General features: G+C 70.6%; 8 protein-coding genes. 4 read left to right on the forward strand and 4 right to left on the reverse strand.

The features are described from left to right. Positions 1-141: 141 nt before the first annotated feature. A complete protein-coding gene (locus AB0N04_RS11285; RefSeq protein ID WP_360213395.1) occupies positions 142-792 on the reverse strand; it encodes a DUF6215 domain-containing protein in 651 nt (216 codons plus the stop codon). A gap of 751 nt (positions 793-1,543) precedes the next feature. Between AB0N04_RS11285 and AB0N04_RS11290 the strand changes: the two genes are divergently transcribed. From AB0N04_RS11290 to AB0N04_RS11300, 3 genes are all read left to right on the forward strand, one after another. Then, positions 1,544-3,616, forward strand: coding sequence for a trypsin-like serine protease (locus AB0N04_RS11290; RefSeq protein WP_360213393.1), 2,073 nt, complete (start codon positions 1,544-1,546; stop codon positions 3,614-3,616). A 363-nt stretch (positions 3,617-3,979) separates the two neighbouring features. Beyond that, positions 3,980-7,885, forward strand: a complete 3,906-nt coding sequence (locus tag AB0N04_RS11295) for an ALF repeat-containing protein (protein ID WP_360213391.1) — start codon at positions 3,980-3,982, stop codon at positions 7,883-7,885. Between the two features lie 844 nt (positions 7,886-8,729). Then, positions 8,730-9,620: a hypothetical protein gene (locus tag AB0N04_RS11300; protein ID WP_360213389.1), complete on the forward strand. Its 891-nt coding sequence runs from the start codon at positions 8,730-8,732 to the stop codon at positions 9,618-9,620. A 218-nt stretch (positions 9,621-9,838) separates the two neighbouring features. Here AB0N04_RS11300 and AB0N04_RS11305 read toward each other — a convergent pair whose 3' ends face one another. From AB0N04_RS11305 to AB0N04_RS11315, 3 genes are all read right to left on the reverse strand, one after another. After that, positions 9,839-10,327, reverse strand: coding sequence for a hypothetical protein (locus AB0N04_RS11305; protein ID WP_360213387.1), 489 nt, complete (start codon positions 10,325-10,327; stop codon positions 9,839-9,841). After that, positions 10,324-12,453, reverse strand: coding sequence for a hypothetical protein (locus AB0N04_RS11310; RefSeq protein WP_360213385.1), 2,130 nt, complete (start codon positions 12,451-12,453; stop codon positions 10,324-10,326). Before AB0N04_RS11310 ends, AB0N04_RS11305 begins: the two co-directional genes overlap by 4 nt. Before the next feature lie 413 nt (positions 12,454-12,866). Continuing rightward, positions 12,867-13,724 carry a replication-relaxation family protein gene (locus AB0N04_RS11315; protein WP_360213383.1) on the reverse strand — a complete coding sequence of 286 codons (858 nt, stop codon included), beginning with the start codon at positions 13,722-13,724 and terminating at the stop codon, positions 12,867-12,869. A gap of 715 nt (positions 13,725-14,439) precedes the next feature. On the opposite strand from AB0N04_RS11315, the gene AB0N04_RS11320 reads away from it, so the two are divergent. After that, positions 14,440-16,041, forward strand: a complete 1,602-nt coding sequence (locus tag AB0N04_RS11320) for a replication-relaxation family protein (protein WP_360213381.1) — start codon at positions 14,440-14,442, stop codon at positions 16,039-16,041. Positions 16,042-18,497: the final 2,456 nt, after the last annotated feature.

The following is an 18,497-nucleotide window of genomic DNA, read 5'->3' on the forward strand; positions in this document are numbered from 1 at the left end:
GGACGTCGAATAGCCGCTGATCACCGTTGGGCAGCACCGTCAGGAAGTCCGGGGTGTGCTGGGCCGGCGGTGGACGTGCTCGAAGTCCAGGTTGTGGTGTGATGAGTCCGGGCGCGAACCGACTCCCGTCCTGGGGCGGCCTTACTGGGTGGGATTCCAGCCGGGGAGGGTCGGCAGCACCGCTTCGGCGACGCGGCGCAGGTCGGCGTCCTCGGGGGTGTGGTTGTCCTGTCGGAAGACGGCGAACTGGTAGGCCGGGCTGCCGGGGTCCTTGGGGTCGGTGGCGACGATCAGGTTCCGCGTGACAGGGCCCGGCTGGTCGTGCTTTCCGATGATCACCAGTGCGTTGCTCGAGTAGGTGACCGCGGGGTGGCCGAGAACGGTGGCCCGTTCGGTGTGGAACTGCTCGCTGCCGGCCATCGTCCAGACCGACGACTGGCTGTCCGTGACAGCGACGACGCTGCGCTCCAGGCGTATCTCCGCCACCGCGACCCCGTCCGAGAACATGCCGGGTCCTGCGCTCGATACGTGGTCACCCGGTGTTCCGAGCAGGGACGGCAGGTCCGGGCGGTTGAGCGCGGTGCACAGATCCAAGTACTTCGGCGGGTCCGCGGGCCCGGGCTGGCCGCAGACCTTCGGTCCCCGCTCCTGCTCGAACGCGCCCGTTCCCCACAGCCCGGCCATGACCACGGCGACCAGCACCGCCACAGCCGCCACCTTGACGCCCGTCCGGTCCTTGACCTGTTCGGCGCTCTTCTCACCGTCCTGCTCGACGACGACCTCGGTCTCCACCCCTGAACCCTCTCCACACGAAACTCGACCATGATCGTAGCGGTCGCACACGCATGGTCTGAGTTCTGCGGGTTTCCTCCGCTGGGTGCGGATGCCAGAAGGTCCGCGCGAGTCCCGGGCGGCGAGTGGCTCAGCATCGTCGAGGCTGCCTCGGTGAGGGTGATTTCACCGACGTGCCGGTCACCGGTGTGGGCAGCCGGCAGCCGGATGGTGGTGGGGGTGGGCGGCATCCACGCGGCGGCGCGGGCTGCCGACATGGCCGCGTCCCGCCGCCAGCACCCGCCATCCCGGTTCGGGGCGGAGGACTCCCGAGAACGGGGATTCGTGCACCAAGCGGAATCCGGGCAAGCAGCGACTGAGCGAGTATCTGTCAAAGGGGCTGCGGTGAGTGAAACGTGACCGAACTGCAATAGCCGCGTTCGGGCAGTGACTATTGCTATATATGTCCGGATTGGCGACCCCTCCAGCTTCTCTTGCGGCCCTCAGGGCTAGGGGTTTTGACTGCAGGTCACGTGGGTGTCAGTGGTGTGGTGCATGCTTTGACGTGCACGGATGGCGGTAGATAGCGTCCGCTTGTCTGTTCATTGCCAGCCCGGGGGGCGTTGGCCTCTCCCGGCATGCCCTTTTTCTGTTGGGAGTTTCTGTGCGTATGGTCCGTAGATTGGCCTGGCCGCTTGGTGCAGCCCTGGCGGCACCGTTGGTGGCCGGTTCGATACCGGTGGCGGCGGCAGCGGCTGAGGCCGCGGCCCCGGTGGCTGTGGAGGATTTCTCCTACCCGGACGCCGCGAAGATCCTCGCCGAGCGGAAGATCACTCTCAAGGCCGGGGACGGGCACATCGTGCTCGCCGACTGCGGTTCGGCGCCGAGTCTGGTGGAGCTGTATGCGCGGGCGGCGACGCCGAGCCGCGTCTGCTTCAAGGTCACCGGGCAGGCCGGCTACCTTGCACTGCAGATTCCGGGTATCTACGACATCAAGGGCGACGACCACACCATCAAGGCCACGCTGAACACGGCGGGCCAGGCCACCACGCTCGATGTCCCCAAGAACGCCTGGGCAGGGGTCGGCGAGAGCCTGGGTGACGCCACCACGCTGCTGGAACTCAACGCCACCAACGGACCGGCCGCGGCGGCTCCCTCCAGCGACTTCCCGACTGTGGGAACCGTCACGGTCGGACAGCCCGGCCACAGCGCGGACGCCCGGTCCTGCACGGCCACCCTCGTCGACCGCTACTGGGCCCTCACCGCAGCGGGCTGCTTCGCCGGCGACCCGGGAGTACTCACGTCCGGTGCTCCTGCTGTCTCCAGCAGCGTCACCATCGGCGGCAAGTCGGTCGCCATCTCCCAACTCGTCCCCCGGACGGACCGCGACCTCGTCATGGCCCGCCTCGCCACGCCCGTGACCGGCATCGCGCCCACGGTCATCGCCACCTCCGCGCCGGTGGCCGGGGAAAGCCTGCGCGTGCCCGGCTACGGCCGTACCGCAACCGACTGGCTCCCCACCACGGTCCACACCACCACCCACACCATCGGCGCCGTGGCTGCCACCAGCGTCGACTCCGCACCTGTGGCCGGCGCCGCCGCGATCTGTTCGGGCGACGCGGGTGCGCCCCTGCTTCGCGACAGGAACGGCGTTACCGAGATTGCCGGGGTCGCGTCGAGGTCCTGGCAGGGCGGCTGCCTCGGCGCTCCCGCCACGGAGACCCGGACCGGTGCCACGAGCACCCGCGTCGACGACGTGGCCGGCTGGATCCAGCAGACCGTCTCCGCGTGGGGCACCAAGGTCGACTACTCCTCCGCGGTCGTGAACTCGGTGTACAACCCGGACACCAGGACGGCCGAGATCTTCGCGCTGGGCACCGACGGCGTCCTCGCCCACAACTCCAAGACCGGGAACCAGGACTGGAGCGGCTGGTCGACGCTGGGCGACTGGAAGTTCAACGGCATCCCGGCGACCATCTACAACCCCGCCACCAAGGCGCTCGAGCTGTTCGCCATCGGCCGCACCGGCGAGCTCTGCCACAACTACTGGGACCCGTCCACCAAGACATGGGCCGGCTGGAGCACCATCCCCAGCAGCGGCAAGCTCAAGGCCAACCCCGTCGCCGTGTTCAACCCCTCCAGCCGCACCGCCGAGGTGTTCGCCCTGGACACCGACGGCTACATGACCCACTCATACAGCACCGCCGGCGCCCGCTGGGACGACGTCCACCGCCTCGGCAACTGGCAGTTCACCGGCACGCCCACCAGCCTGTACAACGCCGCCACCGACGCCGTCGAGCTCTTCGCCACCAGCAGCACGAACGAGCTCGGCCACATCTACTGGGACAACAAGGCCAGGACCTGGGGCGACTGGACCACCGTCGGCGGCCCGGCCGTGGCCGGAAGCCCCACCGCCGTGGTGAACCCCGCCAACAACAGCGCCGAGGTCTTCGTCACCACCACGGGCGGCACGATGGCCCACACCTACAGCATCAACGGCGCCCGCTGGGAAGCCCTCAGCGTCATGAGCGACTGGCAGTTCAACGGCACCCCCACCGCCGTCTACAACCCCGCCGCCAACGCCGTCGAGCTCTTCGCCGTCCGCACCACCGGCGAACTCGGCCACAACTACTGGGACAACAAGACCCGCACCTGGGGCAACTGGAGCACCATCAGCGACTGGAAGTTCGCCGGCACCCCCTCCGCCACCTACAACGCCTACAGCAACACCCTCGAACTCTTCGCCACCGGCACCAACGGCACCATGTCCCGCGCCACCTACAAGGACAGCCAGTGGCTGGTCTGGGAGACCATGGCCGGCTGGACGTTCGCCGTCACCGGCTGACCCGCACCCGTTGCCGGCTTCCGGGTCGAACAGGCCCGGAGCCGGATGCAGCACATGACTCACCGCTGGCCTGCCGCACCGCTTCCTGATGGTGCGGCAGGCCGTGGTGCGGGCGCTTCATCGCGCCCCACACGCTTCTGATCGATCTCCAGGGCCATCGCCGTCCGTGCCGCCGGTTGCGCGGCACTTCGGCATGCCCATAAAGAGCGGATTCGTATACCTATGAGAGTGTTTCTGACATCACGAGCCAAACGGCCGCGACTCGCGGCCGGGCTCGTGATCGCCGGCCTGGTGACCGGGTTGCTCACGAACCCGGCCACAGCGGCGGACGCGCCGTCGGCAAGCGGGCCCGACCCGGACCGGGTGAAGACGGTCGCGGCCTGGCAGGCCGGCGGGCCTGCCGTGCGCCGCGCCGCCGAGACGGCGCTGACCGGCTCGGCCGACGACCTGAAGAAGTTCCTGGCGAGCGGTCAGGCCGCAGCCGCAGACCAGGACCTGCGAGCCCGGGTCGAGGAGCTGATCGCCTCCTCCGGGCCCGGGGTGCGTGAGGCGGGCACCGAGGCTCTGGCGGGATCCCCTGCCGACCTGCAGAACTTCCTCACCAAGGGCTACATCAAGCCCTTCGAGGATGACCAGCGTGTGCGGATGTCGCAGATCATGGTTCTCGGCGGTCCCGGGGTGAAGGACCTCGCGGGCAAGGCGCTGGACGGGACCATCGACGATGTGAACCGCTTCCTGAACGAGGACCAGTTCAAGGCGAGGGACGACGACGACCGAGTCCGGCTGTCCCAGCTGATGGTCGCCGGTGGACCGGAGGTGAAGAAGGCCGCCGGCGCTGCGCTGGACGGCACGATCGAGGACGTCCACCAGTTCCTGCAGTACGGCTACCAGACCGCGGCCGCCCACGACCAGGAGACCCTGACGGTCTCGCAGCTGGCCGACCTGACGAAGAACGCCTCCACCCAGGCCGGGCAGCAGACACAGGTCGCACGCGACGCGGCGGGCAAGGCGCTGGACGCCACCAAGCTGGCCAAGGACGCGGCCGAGCGTGCCGCGGCCGAGACCAAGGCCGCACAGGGCTCCGCAGGCCAGGCGTCCAACGCCGCCGGACGCGCGGCTGACGCCGCCGACCGGGCCGCTGGCGCCGCCCAGACCGCCTCCACGGCCGCGAAGGCCGCCAACGAGGCCTCCCGCCAGGCCGCCAACGCCGCGGCCAACGCGGCAGCGGCCGCCACCAAGGCCGGCAACGCCGCCGCGCGCGCCCTCGGCGCCGCCGCCGCGGCCGCCGGTGACGCGGGCAAGGCGGACGAGGCCCGCGCCGCCGCGGCGACCGCCCGCCAGGCCGCTGTCGATGCCCGCACAGCCGGTGAGGCCAGCTTGTGGGCCGCAGCCGCGGCAGCCCAGTCCATCATGTCCGCACAGGCCGCCGCCTCCGCAGGGGCCAACGCCGCAGCCGCGGCCCAGGCAGCCGCGGACTCCGCCACCTACCAGGGGGTCGCGGCCGCGGCCGCGAACCGGGCCCGCCAGGCCGCGGCGAAGGCCAAGAGCGCCGCGACCGAGGCCACCCGGGCGGCCAACGCCACCATCAAGATCGCAAACGACGCCGCAGCCGCGGCCGGCGACGCCCAACGAGCCGCCAACGCCGCCGCCGCACACGCAGACGCGGCCGCGGCAGCGGCCGACGAGGCCGCCAAACACGCCGGCGACGCCTCGAGCTGGGCCAACACCGCGCAGACCGCGGCCACCGCGGCCGGCGCCAGCGCCGACTCGGCCGCAGCCTCCGCCACCCAGGCCCACAAGGTCGCCGACATCGCCCGCGCCTCCGACCAGGAACGCCTCGACGCCCAGCAGGCCACCGAGATGGCCGCCGCCGACGAGGCCTCCCGCGCAGCGGACCAGAAGGCCAAGACCGCCGCCTGGGAGAGCGGCAAGGCCACCCAGCTCGCGGCCGACACGGAACAGCTGATCAAGGACGCCACCGCCACCGGGACCGACCCCAAGACGGCGCTCCTCAAGGGCCGCCAGGCCGCACTATGCCTGCTGGACACCGCCGGACCGTGGACCAAGGCCGCCGCCCAGAGCGCCCTCGAAGGCGACGACAGCGCCGTCCAGACCTTCCTGAACACCGGCCTGACGGTCGCCCGGGACCGCGACGACCGCACCAGCGTCATGGCCATCGCCCAGGGCCCCGGCAAGATGGAAAAGCGTCTCGCGGCGGAGACGGCCTCCGTCGGCACTCCCGAGCAGGTGCGCGCCTTCCTGGCCACCGGCCAGTACGACGGCAAGGACGACGACGACCGGATCCTGCTCACGAAGATCATGATCGCCGGCGGGCCAGGAGTGAAGGAGGCCGCCGGCAAGGCCCTCGACGGAACCATCGACGACGTCCACGCGTTCCTGGCAACCGGCCAGTACAAGGCACGCGAGGACGACAACCGCGTCCTGGTGACCAAGGCCATGATCAGCGGCGGACTCGAGGTCAAGGCCGCCGTCCAAGCCGTCCTGTCCGGCCCGGCCGACCGCCTGGAGCCGTTCCTGCAGACCGGCCTGCTCAAGGCCCAGCAGCGCGACGCCGTCACCGCCGCCCACGTGGCCACCGTCCAGTCCTACCTCGCCACCATCGACGGCTCGGTCGCCCTCGCCCGCCAGTACGCGGCCGAGGCCTCCCAGTCCTACGCCACCGCCCGCGGCGCCGCCGACGAGGCCGCCGGCTACGCCAACCAGGCCCGCGCATCCGCCACCCAGGCCACGGACTGGTCCGGCAAGGCCGCCGCCTCCGCCCAGCAGGCCCAGACCTCCGCCACCCAGGCCGCCGGCTACGCCAAGCAGGCCCAGACCTCCGCGGCTTCCGCCAACGCCGCCACCCGCAGCGCGAGCCTCTCCGCGGCCATGGCCACCGGCTTCGCAGCCCAGGCCCGCCAGTACGCGGCCTCCGCCAAGACCGCGGCCGATCAGGCCCAGGTCTCCGCCGCCGCCGCCAAGAAGAGCGCCGAGGAAGCCGCCAAATCGGCGGCCGAAGCACAGGACGCCGTCTGGAAGAAGCAGCAGGCCGAAAGCGTCCATGGGAAGCTGCAGGACCAGACCTCCAACGTCGACGAGAACGGCCGGGTCTCCTACATCGAGGCCGTCCCCCAGGACGACCTGAAGCCGGAGCCGGTCAAGGACAACCTGGCCCGCTGTACCGCCGGAGACTTCGTCCAGGGACGCAGCGACATCCTCCTGAAGGCCGCCGACCCCAAGGTCTGGCACGACAACGGGTCAGGACAGACGGTCTGCGACCTCACGGTCACCGTCAAGATCACCGGTACGGTCAACTACGTCCTCAGGACCTGCCCGGAACCGGGCCTGTCGATCGACGCCTGCCGGGGCAAGTACACCGTCTGGGACACCGTCGTCATCGGCAGCACCCCCGTGAACGACCAGCACGACGAGACCCGCCAGCTGACCTACTTCGACTACAAGGCGCACTACGCGCCGGACGCACAACGCGGCCAGTTCCTCTGGCACCTGCTGACCGACGACATCGTCCGCTGCTACCACGACTTCGGCTTCAACAAGTCCTGCGCCTGGGCCGCAGCCGCCTTCATCCCCTACGGCAAGCTTGCCGAGGCTGCCAAGTCCGTCGTCGCCTTCCGCTTCGCCCTCGCCTCCGGCATCGGCATCGACGAGGCCAAACTCGCAGTCCAGGCCACACTCGACGGCTACAGCAAGGCAGCCATCAGCAAGCTGACCGACACCGCCGACGCCATCGCCAAGTTTCGCCTCACCCTCAAGGACGGTTCCGGAACCGAGGCCGCACTCGAGGCCCTAAAGGCCAACGGGGCCGTGGATCGTGCCCTGGTCGAGCAGCTCGCGGCCGAAGCTACCGTGGCCGACCTGAACAGGGCTTGCCACGGAAATCTCGCCGGGTGTGCGACGGGGACAGCCTGGGATGGAATTAAGGCTACCCAGCCCAATTATGTCGGAAGCGAGCTTCCGCGATCGTTCGAGCTCACCGCAGGTGGCACCCGAATATGGGTCCACGGAAACGCGACAGAACATATAGCGGAATACCTTTCCGGAATGGCTCAGCGTGGGGCAACGAAGGTGCAGGTAGATGTGGCAACCCAAGCTCAGCTCAAGAGCCTACAGGCTGCTATCGGAGAGGCGGCAAAGGGTGGGATCCCATTTGATAAGATGGTGAATGTCGGAGGTTGGGAGTTGAAGATCGGTGCACCGCGAAGCCCGGGGCAACTTCCCGTTCTTTTTCATGCCCTCTATGTGGGATGATTTGGGGTAGCTTGTGATTTCGATAATCGATTCGATGGGCTGCGAAGATGCGTTCGCGGAGAGTGACTCATGGATCCCGATGAAGGTCACCTGGGAGCCTCGACCCGCAGCTAGGCCGCTGTACCTCAGAATCTCAGGGGTGGCCGGTGGCGAGGTCGAGATGAAGGTTGACCCGCTCACGGGGATGCTCACTCAGGTGGTCGTCGTCGACGCGCCTCCTTGGGTCGAGAGAGAGTTCCAGATTCCCATTAATGCGCAAATGAAGGCGTACTCGCCGGTAATCGACCGATCCCTCTGGGGTTGGAGTGATAATTCAGACGGGGCATCAGTGGATAGCCCCATTGCGTCCTCGGTAGAGGATTTGGGATTCGCCCGTTCGGAAGGCTGGGTTGCGCTAACATTTTCCGATCGTGACCCCGTCCGATATGTGTGCTGCAGGGATGCTGCAGTTGCAATTTCGAGCGAGGGGGAATTGGTGGCTATCGTGGCAACTATGGGCCGAACATAAATCAGTGCTGGATGGGTCGAGTTGAGGCTGCGAGCGTACGGGTCGCTCCTTCGCTGTGCGAAATCGGTCCCATAGATCCCACTGCAAGTGATTGCTGAAGTGGGTGATTACTGCGGCTCTAGCGGGACGTCCGGGATGCGATGCGCGCCGTCGGCCTTCCCAAGGCGATTCGCGGTCTGGCTAAGCAGCAAACAGTATCCTGATTCCGCGTGAGGGTGTCCGCTAAGCGGACACCCTCACGCCGTTTCGGTACAGGACAGCTCGACCAGCGCCCGTCGAGAAGTTCCTCGACGGGCTGCGCAGCAGACGGCCGTCCCCGAGTCCGGTACTGCCCCGGTGGCCCCAGCCGGGGTCCCGGAGGAACAGGGGCCGCGACCGGCCGGGGTGCACGACGCCGGCGAGGTGGTGAAGGCCGAAGTCGACCGCGAGAACGAGGGCGTCGGCACGCTCGTGGAGAATCTCACCTCCTACCGCACCTGGTGCGAACTCCCGGCGAAGGGCACGACGAAGGCCGCCTTCGAGGCCTCGCTGCGCCGCCGGGGCGCCCGTACGCACCGCCTGCGGCTGTGGCCCACCGTCTACCCGCCGATCGGCCACGAGGGGCTGCCGCCGGTCGCCCTGGTCCTGGAGGCCGGCCGCAAGCGCGACCGCCCCGGCGCCAAGCGGCTCACCCCGCAGCAGAAGAAGGAGAAGGCCCAGCGGGACCACGAGCGGCTGCTCAACCGCATGACCGAGGTCGAGAACGCCTCCGAGGACATCTGGCACGCCCCCGCGTACGGCGGCGACGCCGTCCACGCCCGCGACCATCACCGCGCCCTGCCCGTCGTGGCCACCACCCTGCCGCTGCTGCGCCGCCACGGAGCCGGCGGTCCGGTCTGGTGGCGGTTCGGCCGGGACGGCTGGCACACCCTCACCGACGCGCTCGACAACCCGGACGGCGACGAGCTGCTGGCCGTCGAGCGGGCGGAGGCGGATCGGGCCCGCCGGGTGCGGGAGGCGGCGGAGCGGGAGCGTCGCCGTCCGGCCTGCTGCCGCTGCTCGGAGCCGTTCTCGGACGAGCGGTGGGAGGAGAAGGAACGGGGCTGGAACGATGACGGGCTGTGCGCCGGCTGCCGCCAGACCGACGCCGACCTGGCGGAGCGGGAGGCCGCCGAGCGGGAGCGGGCCGCCGCCGAAGCCGCGGCCGCCGAGGCGAAGCGCACCAGCTCCTGGTGGCGCCGGTCCTGAACCGCCCTCACCCACCGGCAAGCCGCTGACCTGCGGTGGGGAGTTTCGCCCCGGGCTCGCTGGTGAGTTTGCCCGCGCCGGGGCCCGCCCGCCCCGCGTGGAAACTCCCCACAGCAGGTCAGGGGCAGCGGGTATGTCTGAGGGCCCGTCGCCCTACTGGACGACGGGCCCACGGGTGCTGCAGACGGCCGTCTTCAACCCGGCCCTGCTACCTGCCGTCAGGTGCCGTGTGTGGTGGCGATTGCCGCAGCTATTGCGTCGGGCGGGAGCATCAGGTCGATCACCGGATGGGCACCGCCGTCGAGCGGGACGAGTAGCCGTGCTGCCCATCCTTCGGCGGCGCGGACGGCCCCAACCGGCGCGTCCGTGCGGACCGGCAGGACGGTCAGCAGGACCCAGTCCTTGCGGCGGGCCCACCCGTGGCGGTGGTGCTGGTGGTGTTCGGCGAGACGGTCAGCGACGGCGCTTGCGTGCTGGCGGTGAACGCTTCCGACGTACCGGCACCAACCCTGGGCGTCCCAGGCCGCGTACACCGCGCTCGGCACGGTGATCTCGCGTCGGGCAGCCTCGACAGTCGCCCGGCAGACCAGGCCCACGTTCGGGTTGCTGACGCCGGCGAGGGCGTCGGCATCCAGGAGCGGCGCCAGGATGCGGACGGTGGGGGCGAGCTGCCGACGGACCTGACGGGGGATCGGTACTGAGCTCACGCGTCGTCACCGTCCTCGAACTCGTACTCATCGTCCTCGTCCTCCGGGTCCGGCATCACGTCAGCCACGGGGCCGAACTTGATGAGGGTCTCGGTGATGTTGTTCAACTGCTGCCGCAGGGCGTCCACGCTGGTGACGAGGCCGAACACCTCGCGGCCGCGGGGGTTGGTCTGGGTCATCTTGGCGAGCGTGAACGCGGCCTTGCTGGCGGCCTTGATCGAGTTCTCCAGGATCTTGCGCTGCCGAGCGTCCTCCGTCTCCGTGGTGCCGCCGCCCCCGCCCTTGCTGTCGAGCTTCTTCTTGAGCTCGGCGATCGACGCGTCGGCCTCCACCGGGCTGGCCGCGTAGACCAGGTCCCACTCGTAGTCGATGGAGACCATCGCGCCGGCCTTGTCGACGACCGGGTCGCCGTCCCGCACCACCACGCCGTCGATCTCCCGCTCGATGGTGTGGAACTGCTTGGGCACGATGCTGGGGTCGGCTGCGACGTGTGCGTAGGCGATGGAGTGCAGCATCCGCTTCCCGCCTTCCGTGCCCGCCAGCACCGCCAGCAAGGCGTTGGGGGTGTGCCGCAGCGGCGCGGTCCGCAACTCGCGGGCGGCCGCGAGCTTGGAACCGCGGTCGCGGGTGATGAAGCCGGACAGGATCGCGGCGGTGCCGCCCAGCACGGTCAGCTCGGCCACGGCGTTGCCCTCGCCCCGCAGCGCCCGCTCGAGGACGTCGTTGAGCACCTTCAGGGGATCGGTGCCGCGGGTCAGCTTCCAGTCCCGCTTCCACACCGTGTCGGTGATGGTGCCGCCGTTGCCGAGGGCGCGGACGAACTGGTCGATGGCCGGGGAGCTGCGGTAGGCCGACAGCGCCATCGGCGCGATCCGCTCGCTCACCTTCTGGCGGTCGGCCCGGCCGATGCCGAACTCCTGCTTGATGAGCCGGTTCATCCTCTCCGCGTGCCCGGCGAGCGTGCACTGCTGGTGGAGGGCCGCGGACCACAGGCGGTGCGGCGGCAGGCCGAGGAGCTTGTGCATCGTGGCCGGGCCGACCTCGCCGAGCAGCACCTTGTACGTGTCGGCAGCGACGAGGTGGTCGCGCAGGGCGTGCCGGTAGACGCGCTGCATGCCCTGGGTGTTCTGCGCGCCCTCATCCCACGGGGTGACGTGGACGTGCAGGTTGGCCACCAGGTCGTCGCGGGCGGCGACCAGGTCGGGCAGCGGGGAGCCGTCCTCCGCGACGGCGCCGACCACCACGATGGCCGGGAAGGTAAGGGTGTGGCCCTCGCGGCGGGTCGCCTCGGTGAGGACCCTCTCGGCCAGACCGCGGCGCACGCGGGCGGCCATCTCTGCCACCTTCGACCGGGCCGAGCGCTGGTCGGCCGGCCGACGCGGGCCGGAGCGGTCCACCGGGCCGATCACCGCGGCGACGCACGCTGCCGCCGCCTCGTCGATGTTGCCGCCGGTGCGGGCCAGCCACATGCTCACCAGCCGGCTGTTCCCATCGCCGGCGACGGTATACGTCTCCTCGACGCCGTCGTCGTAGACCACCCGGACCAGGAACAGCGTCAGGGGCTCCTTGATGCCGTGCTGCAGCACGCTGTCGGTGTAGACGTTCCGCTGGCCCTGGGCCCCGTACGTCTGGCGCATGCTCTCGGTCACCGCGTCGGCCAGGGCCATGCGGTCCGCGACCCGCACCACGAACAGCGCCCTCGGCTGCCCGGCTTCATCGATGAAGGTCTTGTAGACGACCGGGGCGTTCTTCTCGTGCTTGTCGTCCATTGCGGTGTGCAGCTTGTGCACCCACCGCTGGTTGAGGAAGTCGGGCAGCACGTCCAGGTCGGTGAAGCGCCGGTGCGGCGGGATGGCGTACAGGGTGCCGCCGACGACGGGCTTGGCCATCAGAAGGCCAGCGTCGGCCGTCTCCCCGGCAGCTTCGACGAGCTTGCGCAGCAGCACGGGGTCCACGGCGCCGCCGGTGACGATGTTGGCCGCGTCCTCGTCCAGCGAGTTGACCGGGTTGTCGAGCAGGGTCTTGCGGAAACCGCGCAGCTGCGTGACTGGTGCCGGGTCCGGCACCTCGTCGGGGCGGCGCAGCAGCGGGGGAAGACTGTCGTTCTCGAACGCGTCGAGGCTCATAAAAAATCGCCCTTCGGGGACTAGCGCGCCGCAGGTCGGGCCTGCCATCCCGGGCATCGGGCCAGGGACTCCACTGCGCGCCGTCACGAGGGCGGCGGGCGTCGTCACAGCTCCCCACCGGTTCAGGGCCCGGTGCGTCACCATGCCGACCGGCGTTCCACGGAGCTAGGCGAGCCACTGGTCGGTCCCGAAGGCGCCAGCCGCTCTTCACTCCACAGGTCCAACCCTGTGAGGTGCAGTTCCGTATAACCGGAGCGGTACGCGTCCGGCACACTCTCACTGCGCCGGCACCTGCCAGTGTAACCCGCCGCCAGTTCGACCGGCCGCAATTTCGTTGCCCGCAACGCGTTGAGACGATCCGCCACCTCGTCTCAGCGCTACGCGATCATGGAAGAGGTCGACCGCATGACCGGTTACCGCAGCTCCGTCCACCCGCACGGCCTCCCGCCCTGGCTGCTGAGCGGGTGCCAGATGGGTGCGGCCGGGCCGCGCTGCACGAGGTCCTCGATGCGGGCGGCGCCTGCCGGGACGGCGGCCAGCAGCTCGGTGACGGCTGGGTTCTCCTCGGCGGCCAGTCGCAGGTCCGCCACCGCCGAGCGCACCCCGGCGGCCGTCGTGCCGACTAGGACCATCAGCAGCCGCGGGAACGCCCGCCAACGCCGCTCCCACGCCCGGCCCGATCCGTCCTCGCCGGTCTGCTCCCACAGCCGGGCGCAGGCCGCCAGCTGCGCCGCGGTCTCCTCGGCGCCGGCACCGGGGCGGTGGCGTTCGACGAACGCCCGCAGGCGGTGCCGCTCCTCGCCGGTGCCGGCGGTGTAGGCGAGGTGGGCGGCGGGCCGGTACACCTCGGCGCCGCCGGCGGGCAGCTCGGGGGCGGGCAGGAGGTCGAGCGGGCCGCAGGACTCGCCGCGGGTGCGGGCGTCGGTGACGAAGGCGGCGTGGATCCGGCCGACGTCGAGCAGGTGCTCGCGTCCGTGCCGCACCGCCGGCTTCTCCGAGCCCGGCACCGGGACGCCCGGGCGCAGGGCCTCGGGGAAGGTGGCGGTGACGGCGGAGCCGGCCGCGGTGAGGTGCCAGGCCTTCGCCCGTCCGGCCTGCGGCAGGATCACGAACTCCGCCAGGCCTTCGACCTGGAGCCGGGTCAGCCGCCTCTGGGTCTGCTTGATTCCGGCGGCGCCGCCGTGCAGCTGGTGGAGCTGCTCGGCGGTCGCCAGGGTGAAGCGGTGGAGCGTCACCAGGACGTCGTGGTCGGTCTCCAGATCCCCGTGCACGAAAGTGCTCCCTCATTCCGAGACGCGGGCTTCTCCCGCGCTCGGAGAATGGAACCCCATGAAACTCACCGGACTTCTGTCCACCAACGTTGGTCTGTCATAACGTTTTGATAACTCCCGCCATCAAGGTATCCCGCGTTCTTACCGGTCCGAAATGCGGTCCGTAATCCCGTCCGCCAACCAGTCCCAACCTCGCGGCCCTCTTCGGTCCAGTCAGCACGGCTCTGACCTGCTGGGATGGCTATCGAGGTGCCCTGGTGAGTTTCCTTGATGGCCCATCAAGGAAACTCACCAATACCTTGGTGACCCTGGTGAGTTTGCCGGACCGCTTCCGTTCCCCCTGCCGTTTCCCCCTCCGCTGCCCCTACCGGCCACCTCACGCCCGGAGAGGAAAACCGCGCAGCTCAGGGCCCGAATCCGAGCCGCGCGCCCGTTCTGACAACCCTCTTCTCCCGTCTTTCTGCTTTTGGTTTTGGTCTTTGGTTTTGGCGTTGTCGGTTGGTCGGTTCGGGTTGTTGCACCTGCGGTGGGCTTTTCCTTTTCTCGCGTCCGGCTGGTGCCGGCCGCGCCTTGGTTGGGGGGTGGCGGCGGGGCCGGATCAGGGGTGGTTGGAGAGCGCGCGGCGCGCCGGGCGGAAACGGGCTTGGCGGCTGTCAGGAGCGCCGGATATCCCTCAGAGGCAGCAGCAGCCGACCACGACTACCGGGAGACGCCTGTGAGCACCCGTCAGCGCCCCGAACACGACCACCAGGCCGACGCCGCCGATCCCGCCGAGCCGACCCGGCTGGGCCGGACCGCGTACCGGCGTGGCGCCGCCAACCCCAACGGCTCGACCAACGCCCTGCGCTCCGACGTCCTCGGCGCGCTCGGCGTCCTGAAGGTCGCCACCGCCGACCAGCTCCAGCGACTGCTGCGCCCCGGGGCGGCGTCGAACACCGTGATCCGGCAGGCGCTGCGCGACCTCGCACTGCACGGCCTGGTCGCCTCCGACGGCAACACCCGGGACCGGCACAAGACCTGGCGGCTGGAGGGAACGGCCGGACTGGAGGCGGCCGGGCAGGTGCTCGGCCTGCCCCGCTCCGACATGGGCTCCACGGCCCGGGGCGCCGGCCGTACTGGTGCCCGGCATGCGATGGCGGTCAACGAGACGATCACCGCCTTCGTTCTCGGCGGCAGCGCGCCCGGGGCCGCGGGCGGGGTCGGCACCGTGACCGACTGGGAGACCGAGGTGGAGTTCCTGCTGCCGGGCGGCCGGCGCAAGGTGCGCCCGGACGCGGTGTGGCAGGCCCCGGAGATCGGCGTGCCGGTGCTGATGGTCGAGGTCGACCGCTCCACCATGGCGCCGGAGCGGGTCGCCGCGAAGTTCACCGCCTACCGCGAGCTGTTCCGCACGAAGGTGAAGAGCACCGACCCCGTGCTGGCCGACGGGGATCCGGCCGACCGGATGGTCCACTGGTGGCGCCGTGCCTGGCCCGGCCACACCCGGCCCGGCTACCCGCCGGTCGCCCTGGTTGTCACCGGTGCCGGACCCGTCGCCCTGGCCAACCGCCAGCAGAAGGTGAGGGATCTGGCGCGCGATGCCTGGGGCGGTTCCTGGTGGACCATGCGCTCCGACAACGCGGGCGGGGACGGCTGGCGCGAGTACGACGACGCGGTGCCGGTCATCGCCACCACCCTGGAGCTGCTGGCCGAGCACGGCCCGATGGGCCCGGTGTGGTGGCGCTACGGCCGCGACGAAGCCCGCTACTCCCTGCTGGAGGCGCTGGAGAGCCCGGACACCCGCGCCGCGTACGACGAGCGCCAGAAGGCCCGGGAGAAGAAGGCCGACCAGGAGCACCAGGAACTGATGAAGACCCTCGCCTGTGCTGACTGCGGGGACGTGCCATGGCGCCAGAGCTCCGAGGAGTACGGCTCCAAGGGACGACGGATCTGGACCCGCCGCCCGGGCGGCCTCTGCTGGTCCTGCCACGAGAAGGAGCAACAGCGGCGCGAGCAGAAGCGGGAGGCCAAGGCCCAGGCACGGCTGGAGGCGGCCCGCGCGGCCAACGCGAAGCTGCGCCCGTGCTGGACGTGCCGGGGCTCGATCGGCGGGAAGCCGGGCTCGTTTCTGGAGCTTCGGGAGAAGGCCGGCCCCGACCGGTTGGAGTGCCCGCACTGCGAAAGCGACCGGGAGGATCAGGAGCTGGGGCCGCTGGTGCTGCCGGTCCCGACCAAGCGCGAGCAGATGGCCGCGCTGGTCTCCACTCCGGATGACCCGTGGTGGGAGGACCGCGTGCTGCACGCCAAGCTCTGCCCGGCGAAGAGCCGTCGGGTGTGACCTGTTGGTTGTGGTGGGCGTGTTTTGGCCTTGGAGGCCGGGTTGTCTGGACCTTTGGTTGGACCTGTCGGGGTTGGCGCGGTCTGGGGTTTGGTGACTGTGTGTGGCGGTTGAGTGGGGTCGGGGGGTGGGGTGGGGCTGTTCGGGGGCCGGTGGGGTGTTGTGGGCCTGTATTTGGGGGCGAATTCCGCCGGTAATTCCGTCCGGTTGTTTGGTGGATTGGTTGTCGGGTGGTGGTGTGAATTCGGGTTGGATTTTTGGGGTGGGGGTGGTGGCGGGGGTTGGTGTTCGGTTTCGTCCGGGCGGGGCCGCCGTCCCGTCCGGTGGCCGTGTCTGCCTTGCTGCGCCGTCGTCCGGGTCTGCTGCGCCCCCCTGCTCGGCGGCCGCCGTCCCGGGTCCGCCGTCAAGGCCCCGCCCTGTCCGGGGTGGCCGTCTGGGGCCCCTCTGCGTCGCCGTCTCGGCCGGTGGCCGTGCCCGCCTCGCTGCGCCGCCGTCCCGGGTCCGCCGTCCGGGCCCCGTCCCGTCCGGGGTGGCCGTCTGGGGCCTCCTCTGCGCTGCCGTCCAGGTCGGGCCGCCGTCCGGGCCGTGCCCGCCGCGGCGCCCTTCGCTGGGTGGCTGGGTGGCCGTCAGGCCGCCTCGGGGGCTGTTCTGATGGTCGTCCAGGAGTGCCCGGTGGGCTGTCGCGTGTGCTGTCGCGTTGCCTTCGCGGTGGGGTGCTGTCGTGTGGTGTGACGTGGGCGGATACCCCTGTTCCCCTGTGTGTGGTCTGGGTGCGACAGGTGGGTGCGACAGGGTGTGGGGGCGGGGCCGCGGTTGCTGCTGGGTGGTAGCCGTCGGGAAGGCCGGCCTTCTCGACGGCCTGGTCCTGGTGGTGGTGGTGGTGGTGTTCGGCGGCCGGTGGCCGGTGGCCGGTGGCCGGTGGCGGGTGGCCGGGTGGTGGGTGCGGGGTGCAACGCGGTGTTGCGCTGGGGTGCAACACGGGGTCGTGTTGCGGGTCTGACCAGGCGTTATGTGGCCGGGAGCGGGGGCGCGCGGGCGTGTTGCAGTGCCGTGTTGCACCCGCTGCCCGGTCCGCCGGCCTCGGCGGGTTCCCGCTGCTCGCCCGCGCCGTCCCGCCCGGTGCCGTGCCCCGCAGCTGCGCCTGGTCGACGTCCTGGTCGGCCGCCAGGCCGTCCCGCTGCGCCCGTCTCGGCCGTCCGGCCGCTGTGCCCGTGCCCGCCCTGGCCACCCGGTGCCGCGCCCCCGCTGCGCCCGTCCTGGCCGCCGTCCTGGCCGTCCCGGCCCTGGGCTGCCCTGGTCGCCTCCGGGCGCGCCCTGCCCGCCGCCCGCGCGGCTGCCCAGGGCCGCCGTCCAGGCCCGCCGTCCTGGTCCGGTGTTCGGTTCGGTGATACTGCTCCGGGAATTGCTCGGTTGATGCTGGGCGGGATTTCCTGGATGCTCTGGAAGGGCGGTCGCCGTGTCGGCTTGGAGGGCCGTAGGGCCCTTTCCAGCGTGCCCGAATTCGATTCATCGCCGCTGCGCCTCGAAATGGTTTCGGATTGCCGCATGAAAAGGAGCGTGAGGGAATTCGGATTACCGCCGGGAGTGCGGCCTGATAGAGCCTGGATGGACGGTCGCCGCGAGGTTGCCTGTTCGCGTCCCGAGCCCGTTTGCGGACCGGTAGGATAGAGCTGTACGACGCTCCGGTAAGCACCGCCGGAAATGCTTCGGATGTCCGGTCGGGATTTTCGGTTGAGGGCCCGTCAGGGGCCGCCGTCCGGGCCGCTCGTGAGGGGCTGCCATAGGGGCCGGGGAGGCCCGGCCCGGACGGGTGGCCCGGAGGCGTCTCCCGAGGGCCGCAGGCCCCGCTCCGAGGGCGGTGGATGGGCCGACAGCCCAGCAACCGCAAGGCGGGACCGGCCACCGGCCGGGACCGGGGGAGGCTCCGGGGGGTGGGGTTGTGGCTGATACCCGAAGTCCGCGACACATCGTCAACGCCGAGGGCCGCAGGCCCCGGCCGGCACCCCCGCCCGATCGGGGGAAGGGGCCACTACCCGAATTCCGCGTCACATCGTCAACGCCCACGCCCGGGCGCAGCCCGGGAAACCCTGCCAGCAAACCGGCCCGTAGGGCCGTGAAAAGCACCAGCCGAACAAGGCGGGAATGCCGACCGGTTGACGGGCCGTAGGCCCGGGATAATGCCCCGGATTGGCGGAGCGCAGCGACGCCCGAGCCCCGCCCCCAATCACCCGCACATGCCCGCGAATTCGCCACCGGCGAATTCCCCCAACCACCCACCCACCTGCCGAGGCGCAGCCGAGGCCACACCACGCACGGTGACGCCGTAGGCGGCACCCCCCGGCTGACGCCGCGTCAGCGGCGCCCCGGCCGCCAGGCCGGGGGTAAGGCCCCTAGGGCCTTCCGCCCCCAGATCGGACGAGAACACGTCAGAACTCCAGACACACGAGACCAACTCA

This window comes from Kitasatospora sp. NPDC051702 (genome assembly GCF_040681575.1).
GTDB lineage: Bacteria > Actinomycetota > Actinomycetes > Streptomycetales > Streptomycetaceae > Kitasatospora.

Excerpts from the sequence above, each read along its gene's own strand:
- AB0N04_RS11310 (WP_360213385.1), bottom strand. The coding sequence starts at position 12,453 with ATGAGCCTCGACGCGTTCGAGAACGACAGTCTTCCCCCGCTGCTGCGC.